The 12795-nt window shown below is 64.9% G+C and carries 13 protein-coding genes; 8 read left to right on the forward strand and 5 right to left on the reverse strand.

The features are described 5' to 3' along the window. Positions 1–602, forward strand: a 602-nt coding sequence (locus AC5RWX_RS23920) for an NAD(P)-binding protein (protein WP_494098785.1), incomplete at its 5' end; no start/stop codon positions are given. Positions 603–608: 6 nt separating this feature from the next. On the opposite strand, the gene AC5RWX_RS23925 is transcribed toward AC5RWX_RS23920, so the two are convergent. Next, complete coding sequence (locus AC5RWX_RS23925) at positions 609–1211, reverse strand: copper resistance CopC family protein (RefSeq protein WP_494098786.1); 603 nt, start codon at positions 1209–1211, stop codon at positions 609–611. 112 nt (positions 1212–1323) lie between these two features. Here AC5RWX_RS23925 and AC5RWX_RS23930 point away from each other — a divergent pair, with 112 nt between their 5' ends. Beyond that, entirely contained in the window at positions 1324–2766 is a 1443-nt protein-coding gene (locus AC5RWX_RS23930; protein ID WP_494098787.1) for an NCS2 family permease, read from the forward strand. A 32-nt stretch (positions 2767–2798) separates the two neighbouring features. Here the strand turns inward: AC5RWX_RS23930 and AC5RWX_RS23935 are convergent, their stop codons facing one another. Then, the gene (locus AC5RWX_RS23935; protein WP_494098788.1) at positions 2799–4103 is read right to left on the reverse strand and encodes a cation:proton antiporter; all 1305 of its coding nucleotides are present in this window, start codon (positions 4101–4103) and stop codon (positions 2799–2801) included. A 211-nt stretch (positions 4104–4314) separates the two neighbouring features. Between AC5RWX_RS23935 and hutG the strand changes: the two genes are divergently transcribed. Further along, the gene (gene hutG / locus AC5RWX_RS23940; RefSeq protein WP_494098789.1) at positions 4315–5268 is read left to right on the forward strand and encodes a formimidoylglutamase; all 954 of its coding nucleotides are present in this window, start codon (positions 4315–4317) and stop codon (positions 5266–5268) included. A 7-nt stretch (positions 5269–5275) separates the two neighbouring features. Continuing rightward, positions 5276–5596: a hypothetical protein gene (locus AC5RWX_RS23945; protein WP_494098790.1), complete on the forward strand. Its 321-nt coding sequence runs from the start codon at positions 5276–5278 to the stop codon at positions 5594–5596. Here the strand turns inward: AC5RWX_RS23945 and AC5RWX_RS23950 are convergent. Both AC5RWX_RS23950 and AC5RWX_RS23955 read right to left on the reverse strand, forming a co-directional pair. After that, entirely contained in the window at positions 5575–6243 is a 669-nt protein-coding gene (locus AC5RWX_RS23950; protein WP_494098791.1) for a response regulator, read from the reverse strand. The genes AC5RWX_RS23945 and AC5RWX_RS23950 overlap by 22 nt on opposite strands. Then, positions 6240–7817 carry a sensor histidine kinase gene (locus AC5RWX_RS23955; RefSeq protein ID WP_494098796.1) on the reverse strand — a complete coding sequence of 526 codons (1578 nt, stop codon included), beginning with the start codon at positions 7815–7817 and terminating at the stop codon, positions 6240–6242. The genes AC5RWX_RS23950 and AC5RWX_RS23955 overlap by 4 nt, the downstream gene beginning before the upstream one ends. Positions 7818–8142: 325 nt before the next feature. On the opposite strand from AC5RWX_RS23955, the gene AC5RWX_RS23960 reads away from it, so the two are divergent. From AC5RWX_RS23960 to AC5RWX_RS23975, 4 genes are all read left to right on the forward strand, one after another. Continuing rightward, a complete protein-coding gene (locus tag AC5RWX_RS23960) occupies positions 8143–9153 on the forward strand; it encodes a Bug family tripartite tricarboxylate transporter substrate binding protein (protein WP_494098792.1) in 1011 nt (336 codons plus the stop codon). Beyond that, the gene (locus AC5RWX_RS23965; RefSeq protein WP_494098793.1) at positions 9150–9653 is read left to right on the forward strand and encodes a tripartite tricarboxylate transporter TctB family protein; all 504 of its coding nucleotides are present in this window, start codon (positions 9150–9152) and stop codon (positions 9651–9653) included. The genes AC5RWX_RS23960 and AC5RWX_RS23965 overlap by 4 nt, the downstream gene beginning before the upstream one ends. Further along, positions 9653–11185, forward strand: coding sequence for a tripartite tricarboxylate transporter permease (locus AC5RWX_RS23970; protein WP_494098794.1), 1533 nt, complete (start codon positions 9653–9655; stop codon positions 11183–11185). Before AC5RWX_RS23965 ends, AC5RWX_RS23970 begins: the two co-directional genes overlap by 1 nt. A 65-nt stretch (positions 11186–11250) precedes the next feature. Continuing rightward, positions 11251–11643, forward strand: coding sequence for a universal stress protein (locus AC5RWX_RS23975; protein WP_231456192.1), 393 nt, complete (start codon positions 11251–11253; stop codon positions 11641–11643). On the opposite strand, the gene AC5RWX_RS23980 is transcribed toward AC5RWX_RS23975, so the two are convergent. After that, a complete protein-coding gene (locus tag AC5RWX_RS23980) occupies positions 11640–12602 on the reverse strand; it encodes a fumarylacetoacetate hydrolase family protein (RefSeq protein WP_494098795.1) in 963 nt (320 codons plus the stop codon). The two genes, AC5RWX_RS23975 and AC5RWX_RS23980, sit on opposite strands and share 4 nt — an antisense overlap. Between the last annotated feature and the right edge of the window lie 193 nt (positions 12603–12795).

A 12795-nucleotide genomic window follows, 5' to 3' on the forward strand; every position in this document is an offset into this window, starting at 1 on the left:
AGACCACCACTGTGATCATTGGCACCGGCCTGTCCGGGCTGGCCGTAGCTGCCGAACTGTGCCGCCGCGGGGTGAATCCGATCGTGGTGGAGGGACTGGACATCCTGGGCGCCGCACAGCCGGCGAACACCACTTCGCTGCAGCGCTGCGATGCCGCGGACTCGGCCAACCTGCGGGAACGGAACGAGATTCTGCGGCACCTGCGCAACTACGCCGCCAGCCACGATATGGATGTCCGCAACACCACGCGTGCCGTTCAACTGACCAAGGTGGACGGTGCAGTGACGGGAGCTGCCCACCCGCAGTGGGAGGTCCAAACACCCTCCGGCATCCTGTTGGCCGACCATATTGTGCTGACGCGGTGCGCGCACAGCCAGCTCCGGCGGATGATTAACGACTTCGGCATCTCGGTGGGCCGTAACCTCGTTGCCGCCATGCGGGCCATCGGCATCTACCTGGTGGGCGTGGGAGAGCTGATTACCCCCTCCCCCAAGGAGGTCCTGCGCCAGGCAAAGACGGTGGGCCAGGCGATTTCCGCAAAGGTCAACCCGGACAACGCGGCTCCCGCGTATACCGGAAGCCTAGCGATCCTGCCCTGCTAGGGCCGGTCAGCTCTCGTCGTCGGTGCCCGCTGCGAGGCTGCGGCGGGCGAGGACGGCGAGGGTGGCCAGCAAGCCCACCGCGGCCGCCGCGAAAATGACGATGCTCCACTGGAACGGTTCCCCGGAACCTGCGGTTTCCGGGGCCGCCGTCGCGCCCGGCTCAGCGGTGCCCATGCCGGGAACTGTAGCGGCCGCCGTCGAACCCGTTGCCGGAGCCGCGCCTTCGGCTGCCGAAGCCGACGTAAAGGTGAAGGTCCCCTCGATGGGATGCGAGTCGGAACTGACTACCCGCCAGGCGACCGTGTACTGCCCTGCCGGGCCGCCCGCCTTGAGCTTTTGGCTGGCCACGTTGTCCACGATGTCCACCGGCCCCTCCGCCCACTCGGCGCCCGAGGCATCCTTGATGGAGAAGGATGCGCCGATACCCAAGGGGTTGTTGCTGAAGGTCACTGATACCTGCTCCGGCGGTATCGCCACTGTTGCGCCCTCGGCAGGGGTGCTGGATTCGGCGGCGTCATGTGCTGCTGCCGGTCCTGCCAGGCCGATGACAGCGGCAGCAAAAAAGAAGGACCCGAGGACAATGCTCAGTACGTGGCGGATGGAACGCATGCTTGGACTGCTCCCTTGATGTTGGCTTCCTAACAGACTAGGCGAAATTGACGGCGCGCCTGCCGGAGCCCCCATAGGATTCAGGTATCCCAAAAGACCCCCCGGAGGACTAATGCTTAAGCAAGGCTCTGCCCTGGACCGGTATTTCATGATCACCGAGCGCGGCTCCAACTTCTCGCGCGAGATCCGCGGCGGCTTCGCCACGTTCTTCGCCATGAGCTACATCGTGGTGCTCAACCCCCTGATCCTCTCCGTCCCGGACTCCAGCGGCAACACCCTCGGGTTCCCTGCAGTTGCCGCCGTCACGGCCTTTGTGGCCGGCATCCTCACCATCCTGATGGGAGCCTGGGCAAGGCATCCCTTCGCGCTGGCCACCGGGCTGGGGGTCAACGCGTTTGTGGCGGTCACCGTTGCCACCAACCCCGGCCTTACCTGGCCGGACATGATGGGTTTGGTGGTCCTGTCCGGCGTCACGATGCTGATCCTGGTCCTCACCGGTTTCCGTACCGCAGTGTTCAGGGCTGTGCCGGAGGGGCTCAAAACGGCGATTGTGGTAGGCATCGGGCTGTTCATTGCCTTGATCGGACTGGTTAATGCCGGCTTCGTCCGCCGCATCCCGGACGTGGCCGGCACTACCGTTCCGGTGGGACTCGGCTTTGAGGGCAAGCTCCTGGGCTGGCCCACCGCGGTGTTCGTCTTTGGCCTGATCCTGACCATCGCCCTGGTGGTGCGCAAGGTCAAGGGCGCCATCCTGATCGGCATCATCACGTCCACTGTTATTGCCGTCATCCTGGAAATGACACTGCATATCGGCCCCAGCGTCCAGCCGGGCAAACCCTTCAACCCGCAGGGCTGGTCCCTGGTAACTCCTACGTTTTCTGAATGGGCTGCCCCTGATCTGTCCCTGATCGGCAAGGCCAACCCGTTCGGCGCCTTCGAGCACCTGGGCTTCGTGGCCGCCACGCTGTTGGCCTTCGTGATCCTGCTGAGCATCTTCTTCGACGCCATGGGCACGATGGTTGGCCTTGCGAACGAGGCCGGGACGGTAGATGAGCACGGCAACATTCCCGACGTAGACAGGGTCCTCCAGGTGGACGCGCTCGGCGCTATCGCCGGCGGCGGCGCCTCGGTATCTTCCAACCAAATCTACGTCGAAGCCGGCGCCGGCATTGGCGAAGGTGCCCGTACCGGCATCGCCTCGATCGTGACCGGCCTGCTGTTCCTAGTGGCCATGTTCTTCACCCCGCTGATCAACCTGGTGCCCTTCGAGGCCGTTGCCCCGGCGCTAGTGGTGGTGGGTTTCATGATGGTGTCCCAGGTGGGCAAGATCGACTGGCAGGACTGGGGCATAGCGATTCCCGCCTTCCTGACGTTTACGCTGATGCCGTTCACGTACTCCATCGCCAACGGACTCGGTGCCGGATTCATCGCGTTCGTCCTGATTCGTACGGTTCAGGGCCGGATCAAGGACATCCACCCGTTGATGTGGGCCGTGGCCGGGGCGTTCCTGCTGTTCTTCGCGATTGGACCGATCGAGGCCGCTGTAGGCATGTAGCTGCCGGACCAGGCCGGGCCGGCACAGGCCTGCTATACCGGAGTGTTGGGAGCCAGGCCTTCGTCCCCGGTAACTTCCAGGGCCTTCTTTTCGCGCAGCTTGTCCAGCCGGTTCATCAGCGGCGAGGTGGTGGCGCCATGGATCACGATGGACAGGGCCACCACCAGCCCCACGATCGCCCACAGCGACTCCGCCTGGTCCCCGAACTGTCCCTTTCCCAGCGCGTAGGAGAGGTAGTAGAGCGAACCAATGCCGCGGATTCCGAAGAATGACAGGGCAATGCGCTCCCGCGGGCCGGTCTTCCCGCCAAGCAACCCCACCCAGGCTGCCAGCGGGCGGACCACCAACAGGAACGCCAGCGCCACCAATACCTCGATCCAGCCGATCCCTTCAAGCAACCCCCGGGCGATGGCGCCGCCGAGCAGGACCAGGATCACCACGGTCAGGAGCCGTTCCAACTGCTCCACATACGAGTGCAGGACACGGTGGTAACCGTGCGTGTGCTCAGCGGCGCGGATGGTTACGGCGCAGACAAACACCGCGATGAACCCGTAGCCTTCGACCATTTCGGTGACACCGTAGGCAAGGAATGTTGCAGCCAGCGCCACGAAGCCCTCCGAATGGTTGGACAACCGAAAGCTTTCCTTCCGCGCCGAGAAAAACACGCGGCCCAGAACCTTCCCTGTCAGGAAACCCAGCAGCAGCCCGACCGCGAGGCGCCAGAGCACGTCCACCCCGAACCACTCAGGGAACCAGGCGGACGGAGATGATCCGACGATGCTGATCGCGATGGCGAGGTAGACGAACGGGAACGCCAGTCCGTCGTTGAGGCCGGCCTCGGAGGTGAGGCCGAAGCGCACCTCATCCTCTTTCTCTGCGCCGTCGTCGTGGTCTGCCGGTTCGCCCACCTGGACTTCCGAGGCGAGGACGGGATCTGTGGGAGCGAGACTGGAAGCAACCAGCAGGGCCGCCCCCAATCCAAGGCCGAGGAACCACAGCCCCAGCAGGGTCAGGGCGATGATGCACAGCGGCATGGCGATCCCCAGCAGCCGCCAGGTGGTGGCCCAGCGCTTGCGCCCAACGGGCCGGTCCAGGGCCAGCCCCGCGCCCATCAGCGAGATGATGACGCAAATTTCCGTAAAGTGCACCACAAAATCGCTGTGAGCCATTGGGTCCGGGTCGGGAAGCGTGGGAATAAGCGCGAAGGCACCCATCCCGGCCCCGAGGAAAACCATCGGCATGGAAAACGGCATGTTGCGCAGCAGCTTGGGCAGCACCGCGGCGATGAACACCGCCACGCCTGCAGCGGCAAAAAGAATATTGGGGGCTTCAAACACGATGCTGTTCTCCGGCCTGGATCATTGCGCCCTGCTGGCGCGGCAAAATGTCATTGTGGTCCCCGGAAGGGATTGCTCCACCATAGCCCCTTCGGTGCCCTGCAGGGATGAGCGGGCTTCGGTCCTGTTTTCGACGGCGGATTCTTGGATTCCAGACATTACAACGGCGGCGTTGCTGGTTTTGACGGCCGGCATGCGGTGAGCTTGGGGCATGCCTGCCTCAATCCGCGCCGTCGATGTCCCGCCGAAGCCTTGGAACGGAAGGTTTGACGGTGAGGGGGCCGAACACCGCCGCTGGTGGCAGGCTGTCACGCCATACCAAGGCGGAACCGCAACGGCCGCGGCACCCAAGCCCGCCGTCCTGCTCGGTTTCTGCAGCGATGAAGGCGTGCGCCGGAACAAGGGCCGGACGGGAGCAGCCGCCGCCCCGGCCGCGCTCCGTGCCGCCCTCGGGCCGCTGGCGTTCCATCTGAACCGGCCTGTTGCCGATGCCGGGGACGTGGTGCTTACCGGCAGCAATCTCGAAGCCGGCCAGGAGCGCACCGGCCAAGCCGTTGCGGCAATGCTCGACGACGGGCACCTCACCGTGGTGCTGGGCGGCGGCCACGAGACCGCCTATGCCAGTTACCTGGGCGTGGCCGGATCCGCTGCCGTCCAGGGTGGCCAGCGGCTGGGCGTCCTGAACCTCGACGCACACTTCGACCTGCGCGATGAACCCGTACCCAGTTCCGGGACGCCGTTCCTTCAGATGGCCCGGGCGGAGGCCGCCGCCGGACGGGACTTCCAGTACGCCGTCGTCGGCATTTCCGAGCCCAACAACACCCGTGCCCTCTTCGACACCGCGGAGAAATTGGGCGTCCGGTACCTGCTCGACGAGGACTGCGGGGCGGAGCGCGTGCAGGACTTCGTGGCAGCTTTCCTCGCGGAAGTCGACGTCCTGTACCTGACCATAGACCTTGACGTGCTGCCGGCGGCCGTGGCCCCGGGCGTCAGCGCGCCGGCGGCGTACGGTGTACCGCTTGCAGTCATCAGCGCAGTGTGCCGCCAGGTGGCCCGGTCCGGCAAGCTGCTGCACCTGGATGTCGCAGAGCTGAACCCCGGGTTCGATATCGACGGCAGGACCGCCAAAGTCGCCGCGCGCCTGATCGAGACCCTGCTGCGCTGATCCCTCTGTGGCGGTCCCTTTTGCGGCTCCACCCTCCCGCCGCCCCCAGGGAACCCTGGAGAAAGCACAGGGCGGAACCTACCAGCGGCCCACCGGGGTGGTCCTGGTGGAGTCCGGCCTGGGCAGACTCAAGGCGGAACATCCCACCATCGGTGGCATCGAGATTTTCGGCAACACCATTTGGCTTGACTGGCTAATGATCGTCGTCATGGTCCTCACGCGGCGCCCCCTGCGTTCCTACCCGGCCCCCGCCGGGCGGGGAGCACTGAGGCAACGGCCCGGGGGCTTAGGCCGCCGGCCGCCGTTTTACTGGCCTTTGAGGACGTAGCGCCGCTCCGGGCGCCCCACTCCGTACTTGAGTCGAACCTCAAGGCTCCCTTCGTCGTGCAGGTATTCCAGGTACCGGCGGGCGCTGACCCTCGATGTTCCCAGCTGTTCGGCCACCTCGGCGGCGGACAGGTCGCCGTCGGCCGCATTGAGCGTTGCCTCCACCAGCTTCAGCGTCTCGATGCTGCAGCCCTTTGGAAGCGGCCGCTCTGTACGGTCCAGGCCGAACACCCGGTTCACGTCCGACTGCTCTGCCACGTCCTTGGCTGAATCCAGGCCCTGGTAGGCGCTCCGGTAATGCTCCAAGCGCTCCTGCAGGTCGGACTGCGAAAACGGCTTGATCAGGTAGTGCACAATCCCGCCGCGCAGGGCCTTTCGAACAGTCTCCACTTCCCGGGCAGCGCTGATCACCAGCACGTCCAGTTCGGGTGCCACATCCCGCAACCGCTGCATGAGGTCCAGGCCGTTGATATCCGGAAGATGGATGTCCAGCAGCACCAGGTCCGGTTGCAGCCGCTCTGTTTCCACGACAGCCTGGGCGCCGGTATGGGCAGCCCCAACAACGACGAAGCCGGGTGTCCGCTGGATGAACCCGGCGTGGACCTTGGCCACCATGAAGTCGTCATCAACTATAAGAACCTTGATCATGGTTGCGCTTGCCCTCTTTTGAATTGTGCAGTGAAGACGGCGCCGTTCTTGTTGGCAACCGTGAGGTCACCGCCGGAACGGCGGCACACGACCCGCGAGAGGGCCAAACCGAAGCCCCGGACATCCGCCGGCCCTGCTTCCTTGGTAGTGAAACCCTGACGGAAAATAGCCTCGAGCGCCTCATCCGGAACACCGGGCCCGGTGTCCCGTACCGTAACGGTGACCAGTTCCTTCGAGTCCTCCACCAGCACCCGGACGGCCGCATCCGGAAGGCCGGTGACGGCGTCCAAGGCATTGTCCACAAGGTTTCCCATCACGGTGACCAGGTCCCGCGACAACTCCTCACTCACTGCCCCCAATACAGAGCCCGGATCCAGCTGCAGGACCACCCCCCGTTCGGTGGCGAGGCTGGACTTGGCGATCAGCAACGCGGCCAGCGCAGGGTCCTGGATCCTGCTGGTCACCTCATCGTTCAACCGGGTCCGGTCCACGGTGGCCCCGTTGACGAACTGCACCACCGAGTCGTACTCCCCGATTTGGATCAGTCCGGAGATGACGTGGAGCTGGTTCGCGAACTCGTGCGCCTGGGCACGGAGGGTGTCGGTGGCGGTACGGGTGGCGCCCAGTTCACGCTCCAGGGAGGACAGCTCCGTGCGGTCCCTCAGGGTAGTAACGGATCCAATGTTTCGGCCCCGGGAGCGGATCGGGACCCTGTTCGCAACCACCAGGCGCTCGCCCACGAGCACCAGCTGGTCCGGATCCGCCTGCTCACGGGTCAGGACGATCTTGAGGGCAGGGTCAACGGGAAGCGAGGCGAGCTTCCTGCCTACGCAGTCCGCCGATAGTCCCAGCAGGTTCCGGGCGCTGTCGTTCGCGACAGTGATGCGCTCATTCGGATCCAGCGCGACCACACCTTCCTTCAGGCCTTGCAGCATTGCCTCCCGGTTTTCCACCAGTCCCGTGATTTCGCTGGGCTCCATACCCAGGGTTTGCCGCTTTACCCGCCGGGCCAGCAGCAGGGATCCGGCTACGCCCAGGACGCTGGCGACGCCAAGATAGGTCAGGAGGTTGGGAACGGCGTCCCCAAGCCGTTCAAGCGTGGAGGGGTAGTTGCGGCTGACGGAGGCGATGCCGATCATTTTTCCGGCGTCGTCGAGTACCGGCACGTGGGCGGACAACATGGCCTTGCCGCTTCCGCCCACCACGCCAGTCCAGGCCCGACCTTCCATGACCCTGCTGGCGCCCAGTTCAAGGGGCTTGCCCAGCAGGCCTGGATCGGAGGCGGCAACTATCGTCCGGTCCAACTTTGCAAGCGTCACGTGTGACGATCCTGAAACGGTGCGGACGGATTCGGCCACAGCGGGCAGGGCCGCGCCAATCCTTGGTTCTGCCGCCGGCAGCAATGCCCGTACCGCCGGGGTGTTGCCCAGGGCTTCTGCGGCGGACAAAGCCCTGCGGCCCTCAGTGCGCTCAAAGGCCGCAGCAGACTGGGCAAGGGAAATGGCCACGACAGCTACCAGCACTGCCAGGACAATCAGCAACTGCAGCACCAGGTACTGCCCGGCGAGGGACATTCCTCTTCGTCGCGTCACTGCGTGGATTCCTTTAGTGGTGGTTCAAGTGCAGCCGGCCCTGGTGCGCAGGAGCGCGCCGCCCGTCCCCTTCCGGCGTATCGGAACTATACCGCAGGGCATGGGTGAACCAGCGGGGACTCCTGCTGTGCCCACCCGGCACCCTTTGCCGGAGCCGGAACAGGATTCGGAAACGTGAACGAAATGAACTTAACTTTCTCTGCGTACACAAGAGTGATCACCGTCACGGATGGACCTAGCATCAAAGCACAAGGTCAGGTTCGCTGATCATCCCCGTAGAACATGCATCACTGAGAAGAGGAACACCATGCGCCAAATCCGCGCATTGCGAGTCGCCGCCGTCGCCGCCGGCATCGCCCTGATGGCCACCGGTTGCGGTGCCACCGGCAACAGCTCCACCGGATCGCAAAGCTCCGGCGCCGCTGCCGGACCCATCACCGGGCTGCAGATCATGGTTCCCAACACTCCGGGTGGCGGGTACGACACCACCGCCCGCGCAGCAGCCAAGGTCCTCGATGACGAGAAGATCTCCACGAACACTGAAGTCTTTAACCTCGCCGGCGCCGGCGGCACGGTGGGCCTGGCCCGCGTGGTCAACGAAAAGGGCAACGGCGATCTCGCCATGCTTATGGGCCTCGGCGTTGTCGGCGCCAGCTACACCAACAAGTCGGAATCGAAACTGACTGAGACCACTCCGCTGGCCCGCCTCATTGAGGAGCCCGGAGCCATCATGGTCAGCAAGGACTCCCCGTTCCAGACCATTGATGACCTGGTGAAGGCATGGAAGGCTGATCCGGGCTCCATCGCGGTTGGCGGCGGCTCCTCCCCCGGCGGCCCGGACCACCTGCTGCCCATGCAGCTTGCCGGCGCGGTCGGTATTGATGCCACGAAGGTTAACTTTGTCTCCTACGACGGCGGCGGGGACCTCCTGCCCGCGATCCTCGGCAACAAGCTCGGCTTCGCTGCTTCCGGAGCCGGCGAGTACCTGCAGCAGATTGAATCCGGCGAGGTGCGCGTCCTGGCAACCAGCGGCGAAGAGCGCCTTGACGGCGTGGACGCCCCCACGCTGAAGGAATCCAACATCGACCTGGTGTTCACCAACTGGCGCGGCGTCGTGGCTCCTCCGGGGATCAGCGACGAGGACAAGGCCAAGATGATCACCGCGCTGGAAAAGATGCACGCGAGTGACGCCTGGAAGGAAACCCTCAAGAAGAACAGCTGGACCGACGCGTTCATCACCGGTGACGAGTTCGGATCGTTCCTCACCGAGCAGGACAAGCGGGTGGCGGACGTCCTGACCAAGCTTGGGTTGGCGTGAGCTCCCTTGCCTCAGGCTTGAAAGGCCGCGCCGAGCTGGGAGTAGCCCTCCTGCTCGGCGTGGCCGGCGTCGTCGTCTTCCTGGACGCCAACAGCCTGGCCATCACGTACTCCCAGACTGATCCAGTAGGGCCAAAAACTGTTCCCTACCTGGTGTCCGGCCTGCTGGTCGTTTGTGCCGTATTCCTGGCTGTCGACGTGCTGCGTGGCGGTCAAGGGGAGGCCGAGGGCGGCGAGGACATCGACCTGACCCATCCGGCCGACTGGAAAACCGTGCTCCCGCTGGTTGGCGCCTTTGTCCTGAACATCCTGCTGATCGACTGGGCAGGCTGGGTCATCTCCGGAACTGTCCTCTTTTGGGGCTGCGCCTGGGCACTGGGCAGCAGGCATTACGTCCGCGATGCCCTCATCGCCCTCGGCCTGTCAGTGCTGACCTTCTATGGCTTCTACCTCGGCCTGGGCATCCCCCTCCCCGCCGGCCTCCTGGAAGGGATTCTGTAATGGACGTCTGGTCCTCCCTCATGGACGGTTTCGCCACCGCCCTCACCCCCATGAACTTTCTCTACGCCGTCATCGGCGTAATCCTGGGTACCGCCGTTGGCGTCCTCCCCGGGCTGGGCCCGGCCATGACCGTGGCGCTGCTGCTGCCTGTCACCTATGCCCTGGAGCCCACCAGCGCGTTCATTATGTTTGCGGGCATTTACTACGGCGGCATGTACGGCGGATCCACCACTTCGATCCTGCTCAATACACCCGGGGAATCGTCCTCGGTGATCACGGCAATCGAAGGCAACAAGATGGCGAAGGCCGGTCGGGCTGCGCAGGCTTTGGCCACGGCTGCCATCGGTTCCTTCGTCGCGGGCACTATCGGCACCGCCCTCCTGGCCGTCTGCGCACCGGTCGTGGTCCAGTTCGCCGTCAGCCTCGGCGCTCCCAGCTACTTTGCGATCATGGTCCTGGCTCTTCTGGCTGTCACCGCCGTGCTGGGAGCATCCCGGCTTCGCGGCTTCGCCGCCCTTGGCCTCGGCCTGGCCATCGGCCTGGTGGGAATGGGCTCCGGCCAGGCGCGCCTGACATTCGGCATTCCTTTGCTGGCCGACGGGCTGGACATCGTTGTGGTGGCCGTGGCGATCTTCGCCGTCGGCGAGGCCCTGTGGGTTGCCGCCCACCTGCGCCGGACGCCACTCCAGGCCATTCCGGTCGGACGGCCTTGGATGGGCAAATCCGACTGGAAACGCTCCTGGAAGCCCTGGCTTCGCGGAACAGCCTTCGGGTTCCCTTTCGGCGCACTGCCTGCAGGTGGGGCCGAGATCCCCACGTTCCTGTCCTACGTCACCGAAAAACGCCTCAGCAAGCACCCTGAAGAATTCGGCAAGGGCGCCATCGAGGGAGTAGCCGGACCGGAAGCCGCCAACAACGCCGCCGCTGCAGGAACACTGACTCCCATGCTGGCGTTGGGCCTGCCCACCAACGCGACGGCAGCCGTCATGCTGGCGGCGTTCACCTCCTACGGCATCCAGCCGGGTCCGCAGCTGTTCTCCAGCCAGGGTCCCCTGGTCTGGGCGCTGATTGCCAGCCTGTTCATTGGCAACCTCCTGTTGTTACTGATCAACCTGCCGCTGGCTCCGATGTGGGCGAAACTCCTGCAGCTGCCGCGGCCGTACCTGTACGCCGGCATCCTCTTCTTCGCCACACTTGGTGCTTACTCCGTGAACCTGCAGGCGTTCGACCTGGTACTGCTGCTGGTACTGGGCGCGCTGGGATTCATGATGCGGCGCTTCGGGATTCCTGTCCTTCCGCTGATCCTCGGCGTCATCCTGGGTCCGCGACTGGAAGACCAGCTCCGCAAGGCGCTGCAGCTTTCCAGCGGTGATCCTTCCGGGCTGCTGGGCGAACCGATCGCCGTCGTGGTCTACATCATCGTGGGACTCATCCTGCTGTGGCCACTGCTCTTCAAGCTGTTCCGGCGGAACAAACAGACCCGCAAGCCACTGCTTCCCGCCAATTCCGGGGCAGCCGACTACAGCGACTAGCAAGCGGCTGCAGAATATGTCGCCGAACCCCAACTACCCTCAACCAGCAGAATCAAGGAGACACCATGACCATCGTGGTGGGATACGTCCCGACCCCCGAGGGTGAAGCAGCCCTGACCCAGGCCATCCACGAAGCCCGGAAAAGCAACACCAGGCTGCTGGTCATCAATTCCTCCAAGGGTGACGCCCTGGTGGACAACCGTTACGCCCAGGAGCCAGAGATCCAGAGCATTGAGGACCGGCTGGCCACCCAGGGCATCGACCACGTGATCAAGCAGCCGGTCCGTGGACACGATGCCGCCGCCGAGGTGTTGGATGCCGCGGAGGAGAACAACGCCGAGCTGATCGTGATCGGCCTGCGCCGGCGTACGCCGGTGGGCAAGCTCATCATGGGCAGTGTGTCGCAGCGGATCCTGCTGGAGGCGGACTGCCCGGTCCTGGCGGTCAAGGCCGGCTAGCGGGACTGCAGCTGCCCCTGCGGCTGTTCCTGCTCCTGTTCCTGCTCCTGCTCCTGCTCCTGCTCCTGCTCCGCAGGATGCCCGGTCCGGGGCTGCCCTGCACGGTACAGTTCCTGGCGCTGGCGCCCCAACCCCTCTACCTCCACCTCGACGACGTCGCCCGGTTGGAGGTAGGGGAAGCGGCCGCTCAGGGCCACCCCCTCTGGAGTCCCGGTGAGAATCACATCGCCGGGCTCCAGCCGCATGTACTGGCTGCAGTGGTGGACCAGGGTGGGTGCGTCAAATATGAGTTCCGACGTGGTGGAGTCCTGCCGCTCTTCTCCGTTGACCCAGCTGCGCAGCCGAAGGTTCCCGCCGTCAATGTCGGTAGCCGGAATAAGCCACGGCCCCAGTGGTGTTGAGCCGGGCAGCGATTTGCCCTTGGTCCACTGCCCGGCAGCCCCCGGAAGCTGGTACTCCCGCTCGGATAAGTCGTTGGCGGTAACGTAACCGGCGATGCACTTCTTTGCCTCGGCCACGGACTCGAGGTAACTGGCTTCCCTGCCGATGACGATGCCCAGTTCCACCTCCCAGTCATATTTACTCGATTGCGGCGGCACGGGGGCGCGGTCGTAGGGCCCCGCTACAGTGTTGGTGGGCTTGAGGAACACCACCGGAATCTCCGGTGGTGCCGAGCCGGACTCAGCCGCGTGGGCGGCGTAGTTCATGCCTATGCCCACCACTGCTCCCGGGCGTGCCAGCGGTGCTCCGACGCGGAGGCGGGCTGCTTCCTCAAGGACCGGCAAGGTACCTGCATCCAGCGCTTCCCGGACTTTGCCGAGCCCTCCCGCTGCAAGGAAGGCGCCGTCCACATCCCTGGTCAGGGGCAGCAGGCTGAAGTACCGGCCGGCTCCGTCTTGGGATGGCATCAGGACGGCCGGCTGTTCATTGCCGCTGTCTCCCAGGCGCATGATCTTCATACAGTCATTCCTTCTTTCTGGAACCGGTTCAGTGCCCGGTTACCACCATGGTGGCCGAGGCAGGACAGCTTCCGCCACCGCACCGTTTGTGACTGGCTTTCGGGCGTAGGCGGGGACTGACAGACGGGCCACGCGCCCTGAATTGGACGGACATCTGACATTTAGACGGCCGCCCGGTAGACTGGGTAGGCCC

It is taken from the genome of Arthrobacter sp. SPT-J7 (assembly GCF_059089965.1).